This is a genomic window from Stutzerimonas frequens (genome assembly GCF_024448335.1).
In the GTDB taxonomy this organism is placed as follows: domain Bacteria; phylum Pseudomonadota; class Gammaproteobacteria; order Pseudomonadales; family Pseudomonadaceae; genus Stutzerimonas; species Stutzerimonas frequens.
The window spans coordinates 1-22,831 of record NZ_JAMOHM010000002.1 but is presented as its reverse complement, the minus strand read 5'-3'; the positions used below and the strand labels follow the sequence as shown (position 1 = coordinate 22,831).

At 65.3% G+C, this 22,831-nt stretch carries 16 protein-coding genes; 3 read left to right on the top strand and 13 right to left on the bottom strand.

Annotated features, from left to right (window positions below; translation table 11 throughout):
- Window positions 1–18 precede the first annotated feature (18 nt).
- Window positions 19–2,469: a nitrite reductase large subunit NirB gene (gene nirB, locus NAO55_RS02840; RefSeq protein ID WP_102840331.1), complete on the bottom strand. Its 2,451-nt coding sequence runs from the start codon at window positions 2,467–2,469 to the stop codon at window positions 19–21.
- A 492-nt stretch (window positions 2,470–2,961) separates the two neighbouring features.
- Here nirB and NAO55_RS02835 point away from each other — a divergent pair, with 492 nt between their 5' ends.
- On the top strand, window positions 2,962–3,270 hold the full coding sequence (locus NAO55_RS02835) for a hypothetical protein (RefSeq protein WP_015276770.1): 309 nt from the start codon (window positions 2,962–2,964) through the stop codon (window positions 3,268–3,270).
- A 3-nt stretch (window positions 3,271–3,273) separates the two neighbouring features.
- Here the strand turns inward: NAO55_RS02835 and NAO55_RS02830 are convergent, their stop codons facing one another.
- Window positions 3,274–4,947, bottom strand: coding sequence for a bifunctional protein-serine/threonine kinase/phosphatase (locus NAO55_RS02830; RefSeq protein WP_102840332.1), 1,674 nt, complete (start codon window positions 4,945–4,947; stop codon window positions 3,274–3,276).
- Between the two features lie 61 nt (window positions 4,948–5,008).
- Window positions 5,009–6,220 carry an MFS transporter gene (locus NAO55_RS02825; RefSeq protein ID WP_102840333.1) on the bottom strand — a complete coding sequence of 404 codons (1,212 nt, stop codon included), beginning with the start codon at window positions 6,218–6,220 and terminating at the stop codon, window positions 5,009–5,011.
- A 350-nt stretch (window positions 6,221–6,570) separates the two neighbouring features.
- On the opposite strand from NAO55_RS02825, the gene NAO55_RS02820 reads away from it, so the two are divergent.
- Window positions 6,571–7,506 (top strand): 1-phosphofructokinase family hexose kinase, encoded by a 936-nt coding sequence (locus tag NAO55_RS02820; RefSeq protein ID WP_102840334.1) that lies wholly within the window; start codon window positions 6,571–6,573, stop codon window positions 7,504–7,506.
- Here the strand turns inward: NAO55_RS02820 and NAO55_RS02815 are convergent.
- From NAO55_RS02815 to NAO55_RS02770, 10 genes are all read right to left on the bottom strand, one after another.
- On the bottom strand, window positions 7,503–7,946 hold the full coding sequence (locus NAO55_RS02815; RefSeq protein WP_063541021.1) for a thioesterase family protein: 444 nt from the start codon (window positions 7,944–7,946) through the stop codon (window positions 7,503–7,505). The two genes, NAO55_RS02820 and NAO55_RS02815, sit on opposite strands and share 4 nt — an antisense overlap.
- Window positions 7,947–8,140: 194 nt before the next feature.
- Window positions 8,141–8,839, bottom strand: a complete 699-nt coding sequence (locus tag NAO55_RS02810; RefSeq protein ID WP_102840335.1) for a hypothetical protein — start codon at window positions 8,837–8,839, stop codon at window positions 8,141–8,143.
- Window positions 8,840–9,129: 290 nt separating this feature from the next.
- Window positions 9,130–9,708, bottom strand: a complete 579-nt coding sequence (locus NAO55_RS02805) for an ANTAR domain-containing response regulator (protein WP_013983023.1) — start codon at window positions 9,706–9,708, stop codon at window positions 9,130–9,132.
- Between the two features lie 13 nt (window positions 9,709–9,721).
- Window positions 9,722–10,939 (bottom strand): CmpA/NrtA family ABC transporter substrate-binding protein, encoded by a 1,218-nt coding sequence (locus NAO55_RS02800; RefSeq protein ID WP_102840336.1) that lies wholly within the window; start codon window positions 10,937–10,939, stop codon window positions 9,722–9,724.
- A gap of 138 nt (window positions 10,940–11,077) precedes the next feature.
- Window positions 11,078–12,706 carry a BatD family protein gene (locus NAO55_RS02795; RefSeq protein WP_102840411.1) on the bottom strand — a complete coding sequence of 543 codons (1,629 nt, stop codon included), beginning with the start codon at window positions 12,704–12,706 and terminating at the stop codon, window positions 11,078–11,080.
- On the bottom strand, window positions 12,706–14,412 hold the full coding sequence (locus NAO55_RS02790; protein WP_102840337.1) for a VWA domain-containing protein: 1,707 nt from the start codon (window positions 14,410–14,412) through the stop codon (window positions 12,706–12,708). Before NAO55_RS02790 ends, NAO55_RS02795 begins: the two co-directional genes overlap by 1 nt.
- Window positions 14,409–15,428 carry a vWA domain-containing protein gene (locus NAO55_RS02785; protein ID WP_102840338.1) on the bottom strand — a complete coding sequence of 340 codons (1,020 nt, stop codon included), beginning with the start codon at window positions 15,426–15,428 and terminating at the stop codon, window positions 14,409–14,411. The genes NAO55_RS02790 and NAO55_RS02785 overlap by 4 nt, the downstream gene beginning before the upstream one ends.
- The gene (locus tag NAO55_RS02780) at window positions 15,421–15,915 is read right to left on the bottom strand and encodes a DUF4381 domain-containing protein (protein ID WP_063541025.1); all 495 of its coding nucleotides are present in this window, start codon (window positions 15,913–15,915) and stop codon (window positions 15,421–15,423) included. The genes NAO55_RS02785 and NAO55_RS02780 overlap by 8 nt, the downstream gene beginning before the upstream one ends.
- Window positions 15,912–16,874 carry a DUF58 domain-containing protein gene (locus tag NAO55_RS02775; protein WP_102840339.1) on the bottom strand — a complete coding sequence of 321 codons (963 nt, stop codon included), beginning with the start codon at window positions 16,872–16,874 and terminating at the stop codon, window positions 15,912–15,914. Before NAO55_RS02775 ends, NAO55_RS02780 begins: the two co-directional genes overlap by 4 nt.
- The gene (locus tag NAO55_RS02770) at window positions 16,874–17,833 is read right to left on the bottom strand and encodes an AAA family ATPase (RefSeq protein WP_102840340.1); all 960 of its coding nucleotides are present in this window, start codon (window positions 17,831–17,833) and stop codon (window positions 16,874–16,876) included. The genes NAO55_RS02775 and NAO55_RS02770 overlap by 1 nt, the downstream gene beginning before the upstream one ends.
- Window positions 17,834–18,029: 196 nt before the next feature.
- Between NAO55_RS02770 and NAO55_RS02765 the strand changes: the two genes are divergently transcribed.
- Window positions 18,030–22,831: NAD-glutamate dehydrogenase (locus tag NAO55_RS02765; RefSeq protein WP_256070021.1), on the top strand; the 4,802-nt coding region annotated here is incomplete at its 3' end.

The following is a 22,831-nucleotide window of genomic DNA, read 5'->3' as shown; positions in this document are numbered from 1 at the left end:
GTCCCTCCAGGTCGGTGCTCAGGCGTTTTCCAGCTGCTTGACGGCGATGCGGTCGAATTCCTTCTTCAGCTGCGGCTTGGAAAGCTGCTCCTGCCACGGGTCCTGCTCGAAGGAAAGCGAGAACAGCAGCCGCTGGTGCAGCGCCTTGCGCCGCTCGGCATCGTTCAGCACGGCCTGTTTGATGTGATCCATGCCGACGCGCTGCAGGTAGTGCACGGTGCGTTCGAGGTAGAAGGCTTCCTCGCGGTAGAGCTGGAGGAACGCCAGGCTGTATTCCATGACCTCCTCGGCGCTCTTCACCTTGACGAAGAACTCGCCGGCCTCGGTCTTGATGCCGCCGTTGCCGCCGATATACAGCTCCCAGCCGGAATCCACGCCGATGATGCCGACGTCCTTGATGCCGGATTCGGCGCAATTGCGCGGGCAGCCGGATACGGCCAGCTTGACCTTGTGCGGCGACCACATGTTGAACAGCGCGTGTTCCAGGTCGATGCCCATCTGCGTCGAGTTCTGCGTACCGAAGCGGCAGAACTCGCTGCCGACGCAGGTCTTCACGGTGCGGATGGATTTGCCGTAGGCGTGACCGGAGGGCATGTCCAGGTCTTTCCAGACGCCCGGCAGGTCTTCCTTGCGGATGCCCAGCAGGTCGATACGCTGGCCGCCGGTGACCTTGACCATCGGCACCTGATACTTGTCCGCCACGTCGGCGATGCGCCGCAGCTCGGCGGCATTGGTGACACCGCCCCACATCCGCGGCACCACGGAGTAGGTGCCGTCCTTCTGGATGTTGGCGTGGGCGCGTTCGTTGATGAAGCGCGACTGCGGGTCGTCCTTGGCCTCGCCCGGCCAGGTGGAGATCAGGTAGTAGTTCAGCGCCGGGCGGCAGGTGGCGCAGCCGTTCGGCGTGCGCCATTCCATGAAGGCCATGGCCGCGGGAATGCTGGTCAGATGGTGTTCGCGAATGGCCTTGCGCACCTGGCCATGGTTGAGGTCGCTGCAGCCGCAGATGGCCTTTTCGCTCTTCGGCTTGACGTCGGCCGCGCCGCCCACGGTGTTGATCAGGATCTGTTCGACCAGCCCGGCGCAGGAGCCGCAGGAACTGGCGGCCTTGGTGTGCTTTTTCACCTCGTCCACCGAGAACAGCCCGTGCTCCTGGATCGCCTTGACGATGGTGCCCTTGCACACGCCGTTGCAGCCGCAGACTTCCATGTCGTCCGGCATGGACATGGCCTTGCTCTGGCCCTGATGGCCGGCGTCGCCGATGGCGCCTTCGCCGAACATCAGGTGGTCGCGGATCTGCGCGACGTTCTGGCCCTCGCGCACCTGGCGGAAGTACCAGCCGCCATCGGCGGTGTCGCCATACAGGCAGGCGCCGACCAGCACGTCGTCCTTGATCACCAGCTTCTTGTACACACCGCCGATGGGGTCGGAGAGGGTGATGGTCTCGGTGCCTTCGCCGCCGATGAAATCGCCGGCGGAGAACAGGTCGATGCCGGTGACCTTGAGCTTGGTCGAAGTCACCGAGCCCAGGTAGCGGGAGAAGCCGAGCATGGCCAGGTGGTTGGCGCAGACCTTGGCCTGTTCGAACAGTGGGGCGACCAGACCATATGCGGTGCCTCGGTGGTTGGCGCATTCGCCGACGGCGTAGATGCGCGGGTCATAGGTTTGCAGGGTGTCGTTGACCAGGATGCCGCGGTTGCACGGAATACCGGCCTGTTCGGCCAGTTCGCTGTTGGGGCGGATGCCGGCGGCCATCACCACCAGGTCGGCGGGGATCACGTCACCGTCTTTGAACTTGACCGCGCAGACCCGGCCTTCGCCGTTGTCGAGCAGTTCGGCGGTGTGCTTGGGCAGGAGAAACTTCAGGCCGCGGCTTTCCAGCGCGTTTTGCAGCAAGGTGCCGGCGGTCTTGTCCAACTGGCGCTCCATCAGCCAGTCACCGATGTGCACCACGGTCACATCCATGCCACGCAGCTTGAGACCGTTGGCCGCCTCCAGACCGAGCAGGCCGCCGCCGATGACCACCGCGTGCTTGTGGGTCTTGGCGGTTTCCATCATCACCTGGGTGTCGGCAATGTCGCGGTAGCCGATCACCCCCTGCAGGTCCTTGCCGGGAATCGGCAGAATGAACGGATTGGAACCGGTGGCGATGAGCAGGCGGTCGTATTCGGCCTCACTGCCGTCATCGGCGATGACCCGGCGTTTGACGCGATCGATCTTCACCACCTTGCGGTTGAGCATGAGGCGGATGTCGTTCTCGGCGTACCAGTCCAGGTCGTTGAGCACGATCTCTTCGAACTGCTGTTCGCCGGCCAGCACGGGGGAGAGCAGGATGCGGTTGTAGTTGGGATGCGGCTCGGCGCCGAACACCGTGATGTCGTAGAGCTCGTTGGTGAGCTTGAGCAGTTCCTCGAGGGTTCGCACGCCGGCCATGCCGTTGCCGATCATCACCAGTTTGAGTTTCTTCATGCCCGTTCTCCGTGCCAAGCGACGTCTGCCGCCCGGCCTGCCCGAAATTTTTCAACAACAAAAAAGGCGTCCCACCGGTTACCCAGTGAGGACGCCTTTGTCCGTGTCCCGCTCAGTCGGGAAACCTGCCGCTCCACGTTGAGGGTCAGGTCGTAATGATTCTTCGATGTTCTGCTTTGCAGAGGCTGTGCCAACTTGCAATTGCGCCGGTTTTCAAGGGCTTGAGCGCCTGCTGTGGAGCGGCGCTGACCGATCAGCTGCACCGATATGCAGCAGCTTGCGCCCTGATGGTGCGAATCCGCCCTGAGATCGACTCTGAAAAACGCCGTTGACAGGCTGCGGCCAGCTTTCTAAAGTTTCGCCCATGCGCCGATTTAGTCAGCTACTTGCGGGGCGCCTGGAGCCGATGGCTTCGAAATACCGCTAAAGCGCTGGTTCCGGTGTCGCCTCCCACCGCTGCCCAGCGGAATCCTCGAGGCGGAAGTTGAATTGATGAACGCAAAGCACGCCCAGTTGCGCCTGGCCCCGATCACCAGCGGCCTGCATCCCAGCAATCCGAAAATCCTGCTGGGTGGTACTCACCAGCCATCCCTGTTGCGCTACCTCGAAGGTTGGCCGCGACGTCATCGCAAATCCCGCGCCCTGCTTATCCAGTTCGCCACGGCCGACGAGTCGCTGGCACGCTTCGCCACCGACAGCTTCGATCTGGCGGTGATTCAGGCACCGACCGCTGAGCGCTTGGAAGAATGCGTGCGCGAGCTGACCCGGGTGGCGCGCCAGGGACTGATTACCCGTCGCTGAGCCTCACGCGCCTTTCATCAGCAGCATGATCAGTAGCAGATTGAGCAGCAGCGACAACAGCGCCATGCCGCGCCAGACCTTGAGCGGCTCACGTTCGAGCAGTGGGCGTGGCCGAAGACTGGCGCTGCGCTGTTCGCCCTGTTCCAGCTCAAGCAGCCATTGCTCGGCGGTCTCGAAGCGCTGCCGTGGATCGACCGCCACCGCGCGGCCAAGACTTTCCTCCAGCCAGTTCGGCACGTCCGGGCGATAGCGGCTGGCCGGTGTCGGATTGCCGAAGCGTGGACGCTGGAAGGCTTCGATCTCGCCGTAGGGGTAGTGCCCGGTCAGCAGGTAATAGAGGGTCACGCCGGTCGCATAGAGATCCTGCGCTGCGCTGGGTTCGGCTCCCGTAAATGCCTCCGGGGCAATGAAACTCGGGGTTCCGGGCAGATGATTGGGCAGGTCGCGGGACAACCCGGGGCAGAACGCCAGGCCGAAATCCAGGACGCGCAGCTCGCCGTCCTCGCCCAGCAGCAGGTTCTCCGGCTTGATGTCGCGGTGCAGGATATTGCGCCGATGCAGCATGCCTACCGCGCGGATCAGCCGGGAGGCGACCTGTAGCAGATCGGCCAGTGGCAGGGGGCCGTCCCGCTCGAAGCGTCGCGCGAGGGTCGTCCCGCTGTACTCGCGCTGCACGTAATAGAGGTGTTGGCGTTCTGGCAGCGGATGCAGTTCGGCGAAGTTGCGCCCGGCGACCCGCCGCATGAACCACTCTTCCTGCAGCAGCGCCGGTCCGGCGTCCGCCTCGTCCTGTCGGCTGGGTGGCAGCGTCTTCAACAGCCACGGTTGGCCCTGGCCATCCAGCACGCGGTAGATGAGTGATTGCCGCGACTCGTGCAGCAGTGCATTCACCTGCCAGCCCTCGAACAGCTGGCCGGCGCGCAGCTTCGGCGGCAACGGCCAATGATCGAGCTGGGCGAGGGCGTCGGCCAGCACCGCTTCGGGCAGGGCTTCGACGCGCAGCAGCAAGGCGCTGGCGTTGTCCTGGCTGCCGCTCTGGTGCGCCAGATTGACCAGTGCCCGAGCCGCGGCGTCGAGGTCAGGTTGATCGTGCAGGATATGTGCGATGTCGCGCTCGGGGACGCACGACCAGACCCCGTCGCTCAGCAGCAGGTAGCTTTCGCCTTCCTGCAGCTCGCCGTCGAGGTAGTCCATCACCAGGTGTTGATCCAGCCCCAGGGCACGCTTGAGGACATGCTGCATGCCCGACTGTTCCCAGACGTGGTCTTCGCTGAGTCGCTCCAGTTCGGCGCCGTTCCAGCGATAGGCGCGGCAGTCGCCGACATGCGCCAGGGTGAAGCGTCGGCCGCGCAGTACCAGCGCTGTGAGTGTGGTCAGCAGCGGCTGGTTGCCACCGTTGGCCTGCAGCCAGCGGTTGTGCGCCACCAGCACTCGGTCCAGCGACTGTGCGACGGCCCAGGTTTCCGGCGTCGCGTAGTAGTCGAAGGCCAGCGCCTGGAGCGTCGCACGCGCGGCGAGGCCGCCATCGGCGCACTGGCTGACGCCATCGGCCAGCGCGAACAGATAGCCCTTGCCGGTGGCCAGCGCCGGGGCCGGCGTGACGACGCGCAGCGCATCCTGGTTTTCCGGCCGCGGGCCGGCGGCGCTGGCCTCGCCGTAACTCAATCGCAGGGGCATGATCGTTCTCGAAAGGCTCGGTACGGCGGTGCAGCAATAATCGCGCCCTGCGGCATCGGCATCAGACCCGCGCGGCGGTGACGGCGGCCGAACCCCAGGTGGTGCGCCAGCGACGCTTGACACCATGCAGGCCGAACCAGGCGAGCACACCGAGGCTGGCGAAAAGCCAGAGGCCGAGCTGGTAATCGCCGGTGGACTGCTTGACCGCGCCCAGCCCGGCGGTGAGCAGGAAGCCACCGATACCGCCGGCCATGCCCACCAGTCCGGTCATCACGCCAATTTCCTTGTTGAAACGCTGCGGCACCAGCTGGAACACAGCACCATTGCCGGCACCGAGGCTGAGCATGGCGACCACGAACAGCGCCAGGGCGGCCGTGGAACTGGGCAGGTTGAAGCCAACCGCGGCGATACAGATGGCGGCGACCGTGTACATCACCAGCAGCGCGCGAATGCCGCCGATGCGGTCGGCCAGGGCGCCGCCGAGTGGGCGCAGCAGGCTGCCAGCGAACACGCAGGCGGCGGTGTAATAGCCGGCCTTGACCGGGTCGAAGGCGTACTGGTCGTGGAAATAGCCGGGCAGGGTGCTGGCCAGGCCGAGGAAGCCGCCAAATGTCACGCTGTAGAAGAACATGAACCACCAGCTGTCGCGGTCGCCCAGCGCCTTCATGTAGTCGGCCAGCGACTTCGGCGCCGGGCGGTTGGGCGCGCTCTTCGCGACGCTGGCGAAGATGATCAGGGTGAGAACCAGCGGGATCAGCGCCAGGCCGAACACGTTGTTCCAACCGAAGATCGTCGCCAGGACCGGCGCGAACAAGGCCGCCAGCACGGTGCCGGAGTTACCGGCGCCGGCGATGCCCATGGCCTTGCCCTGGTGCTCGGCCGGATACCACTGAGAGGCCAGCGGCAGCGCCACGGCGAAGGAAGCACCAGCCATGCCGAGGAACAGGCCGAGCAGCAGCGCCTGCTCATAGCTGTTGATGCCGTGCAACCAGGCCACCAACAGGGCAACGATGACCACGCTCTGGCCGAACAGCCCGGCGGTCTTCGGCGAGGTACGGTCGGCGAGGACGCCCAGCACCAGGCGCAACACGGCGCCGGCGAGGATCGGTGTGGCGACCATGAAGGCGCGTTGCTGGGTGGTCAGGCCCAGGTCGGCAGCGATCTGCACGCCGAGCGGGCCGAGCACGTACCAGACCATGAAGCTCAGGTCGAAATAGAGAAAGGAGGCAAACAGGGTCGGCGCGTGGCCGGCTTTCCAGAAACTTGTGCTCATTGGATCGACTCCAGGGCTTACGTGGCGCGGCGTTGGCCGCCAGGGCTGCTCGATCCGCCCCATCGACGAGGCGGAAAACAAAAAGGCGCCGCAGCACGCCTGCCGGAGCAGGAATGTTGCGACGCCTTTGTCGTATGGGCAGACCGCCGTTGGCCTGCGTGTCCAGAACAAAGCATCTAGCGTGCCAGCCATCGCGAAGGCCCGTCGTGCTTGGGCTCCCGACGGATGAGTCGCAAGTGGCGGTGCGGCAGCTGCACAACGAGCGCGCAGTGGTGGGCCAAATCGGGGCAGGGCGGTGCAGTCGCCGCGGTTGCTGGTAGGCTTGGGCAGCACTTGCCAAGGAGCGAGCGATGCCCCTGATTGCGACCCTGACCCTCAACCCGGCGATGGACCTTTCCGTCAGTACCGCCCGGGTCACTGATACCCAGAAGCTGCGCTGTTCGGCGCCTCGCCACGACCCTGGCGGTGGCGGCATCAACGTGGCCCGGGTGGTGAAGACCCTCGGTGGCAAGGCAGTCGCCGTGTACCCAGCGGGTGGTCCGTTCGGCGATCTGCTGCGGCGCTCGCTCGACGAGCTCGGACTGGTGCATCGCCCGGTGCCCATCGCCGGCGATACGCGGGAGAGCTTCACCGTCGATGAACTGGAGTCGGGCCTGCAGTACCGCTTCGTGCTACCTGGCCCGGTGCTGTCGGCTCAGGAGCTGGAGCGCTGCCTGCAGACGCTGGCGGCGCTGCGCCCGGCGCCCGCATACGTAGTACTGAGCGGCAGCTTTCCGCCCGGCACGGACCTGGCTTTCTTCGATGGCCTGCGCGCCCTGAGCCTGCGGCTCGGTGCCCGGCTGGTGGTCGATCTCTCCGGCGACCCGCTGCGTTACGCGGCTCAGTGTGGCGGGGTGTACCTGATGAAGCCCAGCCTCGACGAGCTTGCAAGCCTGATGGGCAGGCCTCTGATCAGCGAGGTCGAGCAGCAGGAGGCGTTACGCAGCCTGATCGCCCGGGGCTGCGCCGAAATCGTCGTGCTGTCGCTGGGGGCCGAGGGTGCGCTGTATGCCTATGGCGACAGGCTGGAACGCCTGCGCTCGCCGCAGGTGCCTGTGGTCAGCGCAGTGGGGGCCGGCGACAGCATGTTGGGTGCCATCGTGCAGGCACTGGCGGATGGGCGTTCGGTGCCGGCTGCGGTGCGCCAGGGCATCGCGGCCGGTGCCGCGACGGTGATGCGGCCAGGCACCGAGCTATGCCATCGCGAGGATGTGCAGCGCTTGTTCGAGGCGCTGGAGCACGCCTAGTCGATCCGGTTGACCCGCGGAAACTTGGCGGCGAATGCCTCGGGCATCGCTACCACCCGTGCCTGCCCATAGTCGTAGAACACGAAGCCGGACTTGGCCATAGCGATCAGCCTGCCGTCGGCCGGCCGGGTGATGCGGAAAATGATGTCACCGCCGTACTTGTTGAAATCCATCACGCCGACCTCGAACAGCAGCGCATCGCGGGCGTGGGCTTCGGCCTTGTAGGTGGTGGCAAGGTCGGTGACGATGATGCCGCTACCGTCCTGGCGCGTCTCCGGCACCCCGTAGGCGAACAGAAAGCGCGCCCGCGCTTCGGAGATCATCGAAATCATCGAGTCGTTGGCCAGATGGTTGGCTGCGTTGATATCGGTGATCCGCACGGTGAGTTGGGTGGAAAAGCAGTACTGGTCTTCCGGAAACTGAAGGTTGAGGCGCGCCATAAGGTGCTCGGTCGTCGAATGAAGGCGGGCATTCTAGCGCTGTGTCACTTGCCCGGGGCAGGCGCGGGAGCGGTATTGACTGCGAATGGACCAGCTAAAGGCGGTACTTCATGGACAAGGCCGTTTTACAGAAGACCACCGCTCATGGCCTGGGCCGGTTCCACGGCCACCGCCACGAGTGTGGCATGATTCCATCATCCCGGCTTATGCGCGGCTGGCAGCCCCTTCAGGCTGTCATGCTGCAGACGTTGCTGGATCGAGCGCAGGCGCGCGTCGATCAACGGCGTGATCAGTGCGAAGCACTGCGGCGGGCTGAGCCTCGGCTGTTGGGCGTGGATCACGCCGCGCTCCAGTTTGCCGATCAGGCGTTTCAGCTCCACGTCCGGGTCACTGCCGAGGCGTCGGCACAGAGACATGAGGCGGGCTTGCAGGCCCGGTGTGCAACCGCCCTGGTTCGAGGCAAGCACGCACAACCCTCGCAGCCGAGCCACATCCTCCAGCGTACGACAGGCCTGACCCAGCGGCTCACGCTCGTCGATGGCGGCGATCAGGCTATCGATCAGGCTGCTATGGCCGTCGAAATCGGCCGGCGTGTCGCGCAGTTGCGCCCAGTCACTGGCGACCGCGTGTGGATCGGGCATAGCGCTGCGCTGTTGCAGCCGCTGGGTCAGACTGGCGGCCACGGCATCGCGCAGTGCAACGGCGGCGGACTCGTGCTGCGCGCCGAGGCCGCGGTGTTGTTGCAGCAGGCGCAGAATTTCCAGGTCTTCCAGCAGTGCCCGTACGCGCAGATCGCGCACGCGCTGGGCGTGGCTGGCAGTGGCCATGCGGTTCAGGTAACGGCCGAGCAGCAGCAGCGCGCAGGCGATCGCCACGGTCGCGGTTATGGTCATCTTGAAACTCCCCAGCCTTGGGCGCGAAGCGCGCAACAAAAAAGGCGTCCGATCCGCATGCGTACATGCAGTCGAGGACGCCTTTGTCTGTGCCGACACCTTCGTTGGTTCGGCCTATCCAGCCAAGCAAGCGGCTTGCCAGTTCCGCGCTTGACGCTCGCCGGCCAGTGCGATGCCACTAGGTTGGGGCGCAGCGGCGTTTCTCGGCAGCGGTGGCGCACGATGATTCGCTGTAGCGCCTGCCCGCCGCTGGTGCAGTAGCTTGCCTGGCGCACCGTGACCGGGCGCGGTCATTCGCCGAGCAACTCGTTCATCGCGATGATCTGCTCGGCGACCTGGATCAGCTTCTGCTGCCGGCTCATCGCCTGGCGGCGCATCAGGGTGTAGGCCTCTTCTTCCTTGCAGTTTCGCATCTTCATCAGCATGCCCTTGGCCAGCTCGATGCGCTTGCGTTCGGCCAGCTGCTGCTCCCGGGCCTGCAGTTGCGCACGTATTGCCTGGTCACTTTCGAAGCGGGCCATTGCCACGTCGAGGATCGGCTTGAGGCGCTGGGCCTGGATGCCTTCGACGATATAGGCACTGACCCCGGCGCGAATGGCCTGACGCATGGCGTCCGGGTCGCTGTCATCGGTGAACATGACGATGGGGCGTGGCTGATCGCGGCTGACCAGCACCACCTGCTCGAGCACATCGCGGCCGGGTGAGTCGGTGTCGATCAGCACCACGTCGGGACGGATCGCCTCGACCCGCTCTGGCAGGTCGATGGTCAGGCCGGATTCGTCGATGACCTCGAAGCCGGCTTCGATCAGCGCGCTCTTCAGGCGGCCGATCTTCCGCGGGGTGTCGTCGATCAGGAGGATACGCAGCATGCCGGAGTCCTTCTCAAAGCGCAGCCATGGCAGGGCTCGCCATGGCATGCAGTGCGAAACTGCGGGCATAGGTGGCCGGGTCGCTGCCGTCCCAGTGTTTGCCATCCATCAGCGTGGCGCTGCGCATGGCTGTGTCAGGCAGGGCGATGCCCAGCGCGCCGGCGGCCTGGCGATACAGTTCGATCTGCTGCACCTGGTTGGCCACCTGCAGGTAGTCCGGGTCTTCGCGCAGCAGGCCCCAGCGGCGCAGCTGGGTCATGAACCAGAGGCCGTCGGAGAGATAGGGCAGGTTCGCCGCTCCCTCACCGAAGAAGCGCAGCGGATGCTCGTCCTGCCAGGCATTGCCGAGGCCATCCTGGTAGAGGCCGAGAAAGCGTGACTCGATGGCCGCCAGCGGTGCGTCGACGTAGTCACGCCCGGCGATCAGCTGTGCGGTGCTGCGGCGATTTTCCTGGCTCTGGTCGATGAAGCGGCTCGCCTCCAGCACGGCCATGACCAGTGCTCGGGCGGTGTTGGGGTATTCCTCGACGAACGCGCGGGTGCAGCCGAGCACCTTTTCCGGGTGGTCAGGCCAGATCGACTGGCTGGTCGCCAGGGTGAAGCCGACGCCTTCGGTAATGGCCTGTGCTCCCCAGGGTTCGCCGGCGCAGAAGCCATCGATGCGACCGGCGCGCAGGTGCGCCACCATCTGCGAAGGCGGCAGCACGAGCGTCTTCACGTCCCGCAGCGGATCGATGCCATGGGCGGCCAGCCAGTAATAGAGCCAGAGCGCGTGGGTGCCGGTGGGGAAGGTATGTGCCAGGGTCAGGCGTGCACCGCTATGGCGCACGCTGGCGCGCAGTGCCTCGGCATCGGTCACGCCTGCGACCTTCAGCGGGGCGGAGAGGTTGATGCTCTGGCCGTTCTGCGCCAGGCCCATGAGCACGGCCATGTCCACCGCCGGGCTGCCGCCGATGCCCAGATGCACCGCATAGATCAGGCCGTACAGACCGTGGGCCGCGTCCAGCTCGCCGCCGATCAGCTTGTCGCGCAGAGCCGACCAGGAGTTTTGCCGCTGCAGGTTGAGCGTCAGCCCGAATGGCTGGGCGAAGCCCTGGGTGGCGGCGACGATCAACGAGGCGGCATCGGTGAGCGGCAGAAAGCCCAGGTTGACCGAGCTCTTTTCCGGTGCATCGCTGCCGGCGACCCAGGCCAGTGCGTCGTGTCGGTGCGGCGAGAGGGGGTCCGTCATGCTTGATGGCCTTTTTCCGATGGCGCGGTGCGCAAGATTGGTTATGCCAACCCTGAAGCAAGCCATATGCCAGCGAGAAATTGGTGCATGCCGCCGCGAGCAGCCCCAAGGTTCACCAGGGCCGCCAACAGACGGCCGTCAGCGCGGATAGAGCGGCGGCAATGCGCCCTGTTCCTGATCGAGATTCGGACTGCTGGCCGGCGGTAGGGTCTGGATCGCCTGCCACAGCGCATCGCCCTGCCAGCGTTGGCCGGCTTCGCTGTACAGCGCTCCATTCAGGCCATCCAGCGCGTCGGACAGCGGCACGAAACGCGCCGCCATGTCCGCCAGCGTTTCCGGTTGCTGCCGCGCCCAGGCGTCCAGTGCCTGGCGGGTGGCCTGCGAGTCGTTGGCCTGGCAGGCGCGGCGCAGATCGTCGAGCAGGCTGCGTGGGGTAGGGCCGGGTTGCAACGCACGCTGCACCGCAGGCTGCCTGCGCGCATGCAGCCACAGCCCGAAACCGATTAGCGTCGTGAGCGCCAGCAGAGCTGTGCTCAGCTGCCAAGGCCAGACAACGGCCTGCTCCGCCGTCGATACCGACGGCACCGTCGGCTCGGTCGCTGGCGGGGCGAGATTCGGATTGTCCGCGACATCCAGCGTGCGTGCCCCAAGCGTGGTGCGCTCCAGGCGATCTTCGACCGTGTTCCACCAGACGACTTCGAGAGCGGGCAGCTGCAATGGCCCGCTGCGGGTGGGGATCAGGGCTTCGCGCTGTTCCCGACTGCCGACCAGGCCGGCTGCGCTGACCTCGTTGGCCAGGCTGGGCTGATCGGGATAACGGCGCAGTTCGGCGTTTTGCGGGGAGCCGATCACCGGCAGCTGCGTGCTGGTCAGCCCCTCGGCCTTGAGCAGCAGGCTGCGGGTCAGCGATTCGCCGACCTGGGCCTGCTGTGGCTCCGGGCTCCAGGCTTCGACCAGCGTCAGGCTGCGAGCCGGTAGCCAGGGCGCGCCGGCTGGATAGTCGGCCGGTTTGGCCTTGACCGTCAGCGGGATGCTCGGCGAGCGAACCTGGGTGGAACGACCGCCGCGCGAGCCGAATACCGAGTTGCTGCCATTGGTGACGGTGGTGGCGCTGAACAGCTGGGCGGGGATGGTCAGTTCACCGGATTTCTGCGGGAACAGCGCATAGCGCACCTCGATGACGCCATGGCGGATACCGTTGATGGTCTTCTCGTACATGCGCGGCTCGCCGAGGCGCTCCACCAGCGCCTCGGGCATCTGCAGCGGGGAGAGGGTACTGTCGTCGTATAGCGAGACCGAATGGTAGATGCGCAGCGTGAGGATCACCTGCGCCTGTACGTAGACGCTTTCCTGGTCGACGCTGGCGTCGATGAAGATAGGCGCCAGCTGATCGCTTTCGGTGTCCTTCAACGACTCCTGCACCAGCACCGTGATCGGCTCGCTGCGCCAGTCCGCCACCTGCAACGGTGGAATCACCACGTAACCGGTCTGGCGCGGGCGCAGGGTGATCAGCCAGCGGGTGCTCGCCATGGCTTCGCCGTTGCTGCTGGAAAGGCGGTTGACCTGGCGCGTATCGAAGATCTCGAACAGCTGCTCCAGAGGCTCCAGATCGGGTTTGCCGAAGGCGGCACCACCCTGGGTCTCCAGCGTCAGTTCGAGGGTTTCATCGATGCTCAGCTGAGTTCGATCCACCCGCGCAAACAACCCAGCGGCGCTGGCCTGAACGGCCAAAAGGCCGAGCAGAAGAATAGCCATCAGGCGCATCATCATCGGTTCACTTCCTGACGCTTGCGTTGTTCGTAAAGGAATTTGCGCCGCAGCAACTCGCCGGGCTCGTCGGGAACCTGGCGTAGCCACTGTTCCATCGCCTGCTCCCTTTCCAGATCGGGCAGGCCATCGTGCTGTGCCTTGGCCTGGAGTGGGTCGGTTTCGCTGGTCTTCTCGTTTGCCGAGGCCTGCGCTGCACCGCTGGCTTCGCTGGCCTGTTGGCCCTGGGCGTCATCCGGTGTCGGAGCACTGGCCGTGCCGGATTCCGGCGGTCGCTGCTGCGGCTGCGATTGTTCCGGCTCAGCCTGCTCCTGTTGCTCAGCCTGCTCGGGCTCAGGTTGTTGCTCGCGGCGGCGCAGCAGTTCCTCGACCAGCGTCCGATTGCGAAGTGCTGCCTGCAGGTCGGGTTGCCGTTCGAGCGCCTGGTCATAGGCTTCGATGGCCGCCTCGAAGGCTTCGCTGCGGGCCAGCGCGTTGCCGCGGTTGAAGTGATCGGCGGCACTGTCGCCCTCGGCAAACAGCTCGGCCGCGCCAGCGTAGTCGCCGGCACGATAGCGGGCCACGGCCTGCCAGCGGCGGTCGGTAAAACGCTCGGCCGCCTCGGCCGGCTGTTGCGCTTCCAGCAGACGCTGGCCCTGCTGGTCGCGGCGCAGCCACAGGTCCTCGAATTCCATGGCGCTGGCCGGTGGTGCTTGCAGCAGCAATAGCGGCAGGCAGAACAGCCAGCCGCGGCGACCAGCCAGCGCGGTGAGCAGGAGCAGTGGAATCAGCAGCCAGTGGCCCTGATCCAGCCAGGCTTCCAGCCGCGTCATCTCGTTCTCCTGTTGCAGTGCACCGCTGGCGTCGAGCAGGCCGAGCGCAGTCAGGTCGCTGTCGCCGATGCGTGCCTGCTGGTAGCGACCGCCGAGCGAGCCGGCGAAGCGCTGCAGGCCGGCGCTGTCCAGTCGCGGAATCAGGATGGCGCCTTGTGCGTCCTTGAGGAAGCTGCCGTTTTCAGCGGCGATCGGTGCGCCCTGTTCGGTGCCGATCCCGAGGATCAGCAGCCGCCCGTCCTGGTCGCTCAGCAAGGCGCGGATGGCGTCGCGTTCCTGCTCGTCCAGGCTGCTGCCGATCAGCAACAGGCGGCCGCGACCGAGGCCAGCCTGTTCGATGAGGGCGAGTCCCTTCTCGACGGCAAGGTCGGCACGCTGTCCCGGCTCGGGCATCAATGCCGGGTGGAGAACGTCGAGCAGATTGCGCGTGGTGGCCAGATCATCCGATAGCGGTACCAGGGTGTGGGCGCTGCCGGCATAGACCACGACGGCCGTTTGTACGTCCTGGCGGCGCTCCAGCAGGTCGAGCAGCTCGCGCTTGGCCTGGGCCAGGCGAGTCGGTGCCGCGTCGCTGGCGAGCATCGAAGGCGTCAGCTCCAGCAAAACCACCAGCGGATCGCTGCGCTTGATGCTGGGCTGCTCGTAGCGCTGCCAACTCGGGCCGAGCAGGGCACCGACTGCCAGCAGCCAGGCCAGCCCGAGCACGATCCAGGGCAGACGGCTTTGGCGCAACCGCCCACGGGTCAGCAATGCCGCGTGAAAGGTTTCCGGCAGCAGGCGCTGCCAGCGTCCGACCTGCAACTGCCGATGCCACAATCGCCAGAGCAACCAGATCAGCAGCGGCAGAATCAGCAGCCAGTAGGGCCGCAGCAGCTGTGGCAGCCATTCGCTCATCGACGCTGCTCCCGCCGCCACGCCAGGCGCTGCAGCTGTGCGCTCCACAGACTGGCGGCGACCATCATCAGGCTGATCAGTAATGCGGCGCACAGCGGCCAGACATACAGGGCCTCGGCTACACGTGCCTGGGTCGGCTGTTGGACTGCCGGCTCGAGACGGTCGAGGGCTTCGCCGATGGCTTGCAGCTGTTCGCTGGAGGCCGCGCGAAAATACTCGCCGCCGGTTTGCTCGGCGATGGCGCGCAAGGTGGGTTCATCCAGATCCAATCCTGGGTTGAAGCCGAAGCGGCGGAGCACGCCCCCTTCCTCTGGTACCGCGCCAATGCCAATGGTGTGAATGCGCACGTTTTCTTCCGCGGCGAGCGTCGCCGCCAGCAAGGGTTCGATCTCACCGCCATTGTTGGCGCCGTCGGTGACGAGCACCAGCACTCGGCTGTTCGCCGGGCGTTCGCGCAGACGCTTGAGCGCGAGACCAATGGCATCGCCAATGGCGGTATTGCTGCCGGCGATGCCCACGCTCGCTTCGTCCAGCCAGACGCGTACGGTCCGCCGATCGAAGGTCAGTGGCGACTGCAGATAGGCCTTGCTGCCGAACAGGATCAGGCCGACGCGGTCGCCGTGGCGCTGCTCGATGAAATCACCGAGCAGCACCTTGACCAGCTCGAGGCGCGTCAGCTCCTCGCCCTGCCATTGCATGTCCGGGTAGTCCATAGAGCCGGACACATCCACCGCCAGCAGCAAGTCGCGGCCGCTGGTCGGCAGGGGCAGTGGCTCGCCCAGCCATTGCGGGCGCGCTGCCGCGAACAGCAACAGCAGCCAGATGGTCAGGTAGGGCAGCTGCTGCCGCCACGAGGGCAAGGATACCCGGGCGCGGCGTCCGGAAAGGTGCTGCAGCTCATCGAGAAAGCTGACCTTCAATGCGGCCTCACCACTGTCGGCCGCCGGCAGCAGCGCCCGCAACAGCCAGGGCAGCGGGGTCAGCAGGAATATCCACGGCCAGGCCAGTTCAAACATGCTTGCGAATCCAGATTTCCACGGCCTGTTCGAGCCCGTCGATGGCCTTGTCGTCCAGGCGGCACTCGGCGCGATAGGCGCCCTCGACCAGGACCATCCAGCGCGTCAGTCCGGCGGCCGGGCAGCGGTTGTCGAGGAATGCCAGCCAGGCGCGCCCGCTGAGGGTATGCGGGTGGTTGGCCGGATAGCGGATCCGGCAGAGTCGCTTGAGCAGTGCGTTGAGCTGTTGCAGCCACTGGCTGGCGGGCTGTCCGCCGTAGGGTTTGTGCAGGCGCGCCAACTCGGCCAGCGCCTCCTGGCGCTGCGGATCCAGCTCCGGCTCGGGCCGTACGCGGGGTTTGCGCCTGGTCAGTCGATGGCGAAGTCGCCAGAACAAGCCAAGGCTGGCCAGCAGCAACAGCCCGAGCAGCCACCAGCCTGGTGCCGGTGGCCACCAGGCGATCGGTTCCGGGGTGATCAGCGGCTCGAGTTGATCGAGGGGATTCATGGTTGGTTGCCCGGTCGCTGGACGCTCAGATGCTCGCGCAGCTGTTCGACCAGGTCGCGCTGGGTATCGAGTGGCATCAACGGTACCCGCAAGCGATCGGCCAGACGTCGCCAACGCATGGCGCGGGCCTCGCCGAGCTCACGATAGCGCTGACGCAGCCCGGCGTCGTGAGTGTCCAGCTCCAGGCCCGCATTGCCCTGGCTGAAGCGCAGCAGCCCGGCCGCCGGTAACGCGTGGTCGAGCGGGTCGTGTATCGGCAGCAGCAACAGATCGACATGCCGCGCCAGCAGGCCGAGCTGCTGCTCGGCAGCGTCGGTCAGAGTCCGTTCATCACAGAGAACCACCGACAGGCTACCGGGCCGCAGCACTTCACGTACACGCCGCAGCGCCAGGCTGAACGCCTCGGGATCGAGCGCGCTGTCCGGTTGCAACTGGCGATTGGCGCGGGTCAGACGGTCGAGCAGCTGCAACAGACTCTGCTTGCTGCGCCGTGGCTTGATCTCCTGTTGCTCGGCTCCGAATACCAGCCCGCCGACCCGGTCGTTGTGGCTAAGTGCGGCCCAGCCAATCAGGCTGGCAGCATGTGCCGCCAATACCGACTTGAACAGTCGGCCGCTGCCGAAGAACAGGCGCGGGCTCTGCTCGACGACGATGTAGATCGGCCGTTCGCGCTCCTCATGAAAGAGTTTGGTGTGCGGCTCCTGGGTGCGCGCGGTAACGCGCCAGTCGATGGTGCGCACATCGTCTCCGGCCTGGTAGATGCGCACCTGATCGAAATCCACGCCGCGGCCGCGCAGCTTGGAGTGGTGCAGGCCCACCAGCGGGCTGCGCCGGTTGGGCGTCGAGAACAACGGCACTTCCCGCACGCGATGACGGATGTCGATGAGTTCGGCCAGGGTCACGCGTGTGCCGTGGTCCGGCTCGCTCGGCCGTCCGCCCTCGGAAGCCTGCGGTTGCATCAGGCCACCGCCACCACGTCGAGAATGCGTTGGATGACGCGGTCCTGGTCGATGCCGGCGGCTTCTGCTTCGAAGGAGAGAATGATGCGATGGCGCAGCACGTCGAAGAGCATCGCCTGGATGTCCTCGGGGCTGACGAAGTCGCGCCCGGCCAGCCAGGCGTGGGCGCGTGCGCAGCGATCCAGGGCGATCGAGCCGCGGGGGCTGGAGCCGTAGGCGATCCATTCCGCCAGCTCGGTATCGAACTTGCCGGGCGTGCGGGTGGCCATGACCAGCTGCACCAGGTATTCCTCCACCGCATCGGCCATGTACAGGCCGAGAATTTCCTTGCGTGCGGCGAAGATCGCCTGCTGGCTGACCCTGTGCTCGGGTACCGCCTCGCCATTGATAGCCTCGCCTCGGGCCTGCTGCAGGATGCGGCGTTCCACCGAGGCATCGGGAAAGCCGATCTTCACGTGCAGCAGGAAACGATCCAGCTGCGCCTCGGGCAGCGGGTAGGTGCCTTCCTGCTCGATGGGATTCTGCGTGGCCATGACCAGAAAGAGGGGCGGCAGGTCGTAGGTACTGCGACCGACACTGACCTGGCGCTCGGCCATGGCTTCGAGCAGCGCCGATTGCACTTTGGCCGGCGCGCGGTTGATCTCGTCCGCCAGCACCAGATTGTGGAAGATCGGTCCTTGCTGGAAGACGAAGCTGCCGGTCTCCGGGCGATAGATCTCTGTGCCGGTAATGTCGGCGGGCAGCAGGTCGGGGGTGAACTGGATACGGTGGAACTCGGCCTCCACGCCTTCGGCGAGTTCCTTGATCGCGCGCGTCTTGGCCAGCCCCGGCGCGCCTTCGACGAGCATGTGGCCGTCGGCGAGCAGGGCGATCAACAGTCGTTCGATCAAGCGCTCCTGGCCCAGGATCTGGGTGGAAAGGAACTGTCGCAACGCGATTATCGATTCACGGTGATCCATCGTCTCGATTCTTCCAGGTGGGGCAGTTTCGGTCGGCCCGGCTGGCAGGGCCACCGGCTGCAACAGTCTGTCGCAGGAGGCGGCAGGGGCGTGCCACTTTACTGCATTACGCCTCGACTAGACTAACCTTGAACCTTCGACCTGTGGCGTCAGTCACTAGCGACACGTCTTCCCAGCAAGCCAATCGGAGCCGTACATGGCGTTCTTTTCAGCGGCCAGCAAGGCCGACTTTCAGCAGCAACTGCAGACCGCACTGGCACAACACGTAGATCCCCAAATCCTGCCGCAGCTGAGCGTCTTCGCCGAGCAGTTCTTCGGTATCGTCGCGCTGACCGAGCTCACCGAGCGGCGCATGGGCGACCTGGTCGGTTCGACGCTGGCCAGCTGGCGGCTGCTGGAGCGCTTCGATCCAGCCATGCCGGAAGTGCAGGTGTTCAACCCTGACTACGAGAAACATGGCTGGCAGTCGACCCATAGCGTGGTCGAGGTACTGCATCCGGACATGCCATTCCTGGTCGACTCGGTGCGCATGGAACTCACCCGCCGCGGTTACAGCATTCATACGCTGCAGACCAGCGTGCTGCAGGTAAGACGTTCCGCCGATGGTGCCCTGCTGGAATTGCTGCCCAAGGATCAGCGGGCGCCGGACAGTCACGCCGAGTCGCTGATTTTCGTCGAGATCGACCGCTGCGCCAGTGCAGCCGCGTTGCGTGAGCTGGAGCAGTCGCTGCTTGGCGTGCTGACCGATGTGCGCCAGGTGGTCGGTGATTTCGCTGCCATGAAAGGCAAGGTCGGCGACCTGCAGGCGCGGCTGGATCAGGTCAACCTGCGCATCGACGCCGACGAGCTGGATGAAATCCGTGATTTCATGCGCTGGCTGGCCGATGACCATTTCACCTTCCTCGGCTACGAGGAATTTTCCGTAGTGGAGCAGGGCGACGGCGGACGCATCGCCTATGACGAAAGCTCGCTGCTGGGCCTATCGCGCAGCATGCGCACCGGGCTGTCGGACGAGGAACAGTCGCTTACCAGCCAGTCGGTCAGCTACCTGCGCGAGCCGCTTCTTCTCTCGTTCGCCAAGGCAGCGATGCCCAGCCGCGTGCATCGGCCGGCCTACCCGGATTTCGTCTCGTTGCGCGAGTTCGACGAGCAGGGCCGCGTCGTGCGCGAATGCCGTTTTCTCGGGCTGTTCACCTCGTCGGTATACACCCAGAGCGTACGTCGCATCCCGTTCATCCGCCGCAAGGTGGAAACCGTCGTGCAGCGTGCCAACTTCGGCAGCTCGGCGCACCTGGCGAAGGAGCTGGTGCAGGTGCTTGAAGTGCTGCCGCGAGACGAACTGTTTCAGGCGCCCATCGACGAGTTGTTCGAAAACGCCATCGCTATCGTGCAGATCCAGGAGCGCAACCGCTTGCGTCTGTTCCTGCGCTTCGACCCGTACCGGCGCTTCTGCTACTGCCTGGTCTATGTGCCGCGCGACAGTTATTCGACCGAGACGCGATTGAAGATTCAGCAGGTCCTGCAGGAGCGACTCGAGGCCAGCGATTGCGAATTCTCCACCTATTTCTCCGAGTCGGTGCTGACGCGTGTGCAGTTCATCCTGCGCCTCGATCCGAACAAGCCGGTGCAGGTCGACCCGGCGCGCCTCGAACAGGAGGTGCTGCAGGCCTGCCGCACCTGGCAGGATGACTATCAGGGGCTGGTCGTCGAACGCTTCGGTGAAGCGAAGGGTACGCATCTGCTCAGCGAGTTTCCCAAGGGCTTTCCGGCCGGCTACCGCGAGCGCTTCTCGGCTCAATCGGCCACGGTCGACATGCAGCATCTGCTCGACCTGAATGATGAACGCCCGCTGGTGATGAGCTTCTACCAGCCGATCACGGCGGGCGAGAACCGTCTGCATTGCAAGCTCTACCACATGGACACGCCGCTGCCGCTGTCGGACATCCTGCCGATCATGGAGAACCTCGGTCTGCGGGTGCTCGGCGAATTTCCGTTTCGCCTGCGCGACAGGAACGGCCGTGACTACTGGATCCATGATTTCGCCTTCACCTACGCCGATGGGCTGGAAATCGATCTGCTTGAGATCAACGAGACCCTGCAGGACGCCTTCATACACATCTATGGTGGTCTGGCCGAAAACGACGCGTTCAACCGGCTGGTGTTGACCGCTGGGCTGACCTGGCGCGAGGTCGCGCTGCTGCGCGCGTATGCGCGCTACCTCAAACAGATTCGCATGGGCTTCGACCTGGGTTACATCGCCAGCGCGCTGCTCAATCACACCGACATTGCCCGCGAGTTGGTGCGGCTGTTCAAGATGCGCTTCTATCTGGCGCGCAAGCTCGGCGACGATGACCTGGCGGACAAACAGCAACGCCTCGAACAGGCGATCCTCAGCGCCCTGGATGACGTGGCGGTGCTCAATGAGGACCGCATCCTGCGGCGTTACCTGGCGCTGATCCAGGCCACTTTGCGCACCAACTTCTACCAGCCGGACGCCAGCGGCAAACCCAAGCCGTATTTCAGCTTCAAGCTCGATCCGCGGGCCATCCCGGAGATGCCACGGCCGGCACCGATGTACGAGATCTTCGTCTATTCGCCGCGGGTCGAGGGCGTACACCTGCGCGGTGGCAAGGTGGCCCGTGGCGGGTTGCGCTGGTCGGATCGCGAAGAGGACTACCGCACCGAGGTGCTCGGCCTGGTCAAGGCGCAACAGGTGAAGAACGCCGTGATCGTGCCTGGCGGCGCCAAGGGTGGCTTCGTCCCACGCCGCCTGCCGAGCAGCGGGACACGCGACGATATCCAGGCCGAAGCCATCGCCTGCTATCGCATCTTCATCAGCGGTCTGCTGGATATCACCGACAACCTGCGCGAAGGCCAGGTGGTACCGCCGGCCAACGTGCTGCGCTACGACGGCGATGATCCCTATCTAGTGGTGGCGGCCGACAAGGGCACGGCGAGTTTTTCCGACATTGCCAACGGCATTGCCGCCGAGTACGACTTCTGGCTCGGCGATGCCTTCGCTTCGGGCGGCTCGGCCGGCTACGACCACAAGAAGATGGGCATCACCGCGCGCGGCGCCTGGGTGTCGGTGCAGCGCCATTTCCGTGAACGCGGCATCAACGTGCAGACCGACGTCATCAGCGTGATCGGCATCGGCGACATGGCCGGTGACGTGTTCGGCAACGGCCTGCTGATGTCCGAAACCCTGCAGCTGGTGGCGGCCTTCAACCACCTACATGTCTTCATCGATCCGAACCCCGACCCTGCGCGCAGCTTTGCCGAGCGCAAGCGCCTGTTCGCGCTGCCGCGCTCGGCCTGGACGGATTACGACGCCTCACTGATATCCGAAGGCGGTGGCGTGTTCCCCCGCTCGGCGAAGCGGGTGACGATCACTGCGCAGATGAAGGAGCGCTTCGCCATCGAGGCGGATCAGCTGACTCCGGCCGAATTGATCAACGCGCTGCTCAAGGCACCGGTCGACCTGCTCTGGAACGGCGGAATCGGAACCTATGTGAAAAGCAGCAGCGAGAGCCACGCCGAGGTAGGGGACAAGGCCAACGATGCGGTGCGGGTCAACGGCAACGAGTTGCAGGCCAAGGTGGTGGGTGAGGGCGGCAACCTCGGCATGACGCAGTTGGGGCGGGTCGAGTACGCGCTACATGGTGGCGCGAGCAATACGGACTTCATCGACAACGCTGGCGGGGTCGACTGCTCCGACCACGAGGTCAATATCAAGATTCTGTTGAACGAAGTGGTCAGCGCCGGCGACATGACGGCCAAGCAACGCAACCAGCTGCTGTTCGAGATGACTGACGCGGTGGCCGAATTGGTGCTGCAGAACAATTACAAGCAGACCCAGGCGTTATCCCAGGCACAGCATCGTTCGCGTGAACGAGCCGGTGAGTATGTCCGGCTGATCAGCGCGCTGGAGACGACGGGGCAGCTCGATCGATCGCTGGAGTTCCTGCCGTCCGATGACGCGCTGGCTGAGCGTGCAAACCTCGGCAAGGGGCTGACCCGGCCAGAGCTGTCCGTGCTTATCTCCTACAGCAAGATCGAACTCAAGAAAGCGCTGCTGGATTCACGGGTGCCCGACGACGATTACCTTGCGCGGGAAATGGACAGTGCCTTTCCACAGCAGTTGGCTGAACGTTTTCGCGCCGCGATGCTGCAGCACCGCCTCAAGCGCGAAATCGTCGCGACGCAGATCGCCAACGATCTGGTCAACAACATGGGCATCACCTTCGTCCAGCGGTTGAACGAGGCGACCGGTATGAGTGCGGCGAACGTCGCAGGCGCCTATGTCATCGTGCGCGACATCTTCCATCTGCCGCACTGGTTCCGGCAGATCGAGGCGCTGGATTACAAGGTGCCCGCGGACCTGCAGCTGAAGCTGATGGACGAGTTGATGCGGCTTGGCCGACGTGCGACGCGCTGGTTCCTGCGCAACCGTCGCAGCGAGCTCGATGCCGCGCGGGACGTCGCGCACTTCGGTCCTCGGGTCGCAGCCCTCGGGCTGAAGCTGGACGAGCTGCTGCAAGGCTCGACCCGCGACCATTGGCAGGAGCGTTATCGGCGCTACACCGAAGCGGGCGTGCCCGAGCTGCTGGCGCGGATGGTCGCCGGCACCAGTCATCTGTACACCTTGCTGCCGATCCTCGAGGCGGCCGACGAAACAGGACAGGTGCCGGCGCAGGTTGCCGCTGCCTACTTCGCCGTCGGCGGAGCGCTGGAACTGCCGTGGTATCTGCACCAGTTGACCAATATGCCGGTGGCCAATAACTGGCAAGCGCTGGCCCGCGAAGGCTTCCGCGACGACCTTGACTCGCAGCAGCGCAGTATCACGGTGTCCGTGCTGCAGATGGACAATGGTCCGGAACCGATCAGTGAACGGGTCGATGCGTGGCTGGCACAAAGGCCGGTGCAACTGGAACGCTGGCGTTCGATGTTGGCCGAGCTACGAGGCGCCAGCGGCAATGACTATGCGATATACGCGGT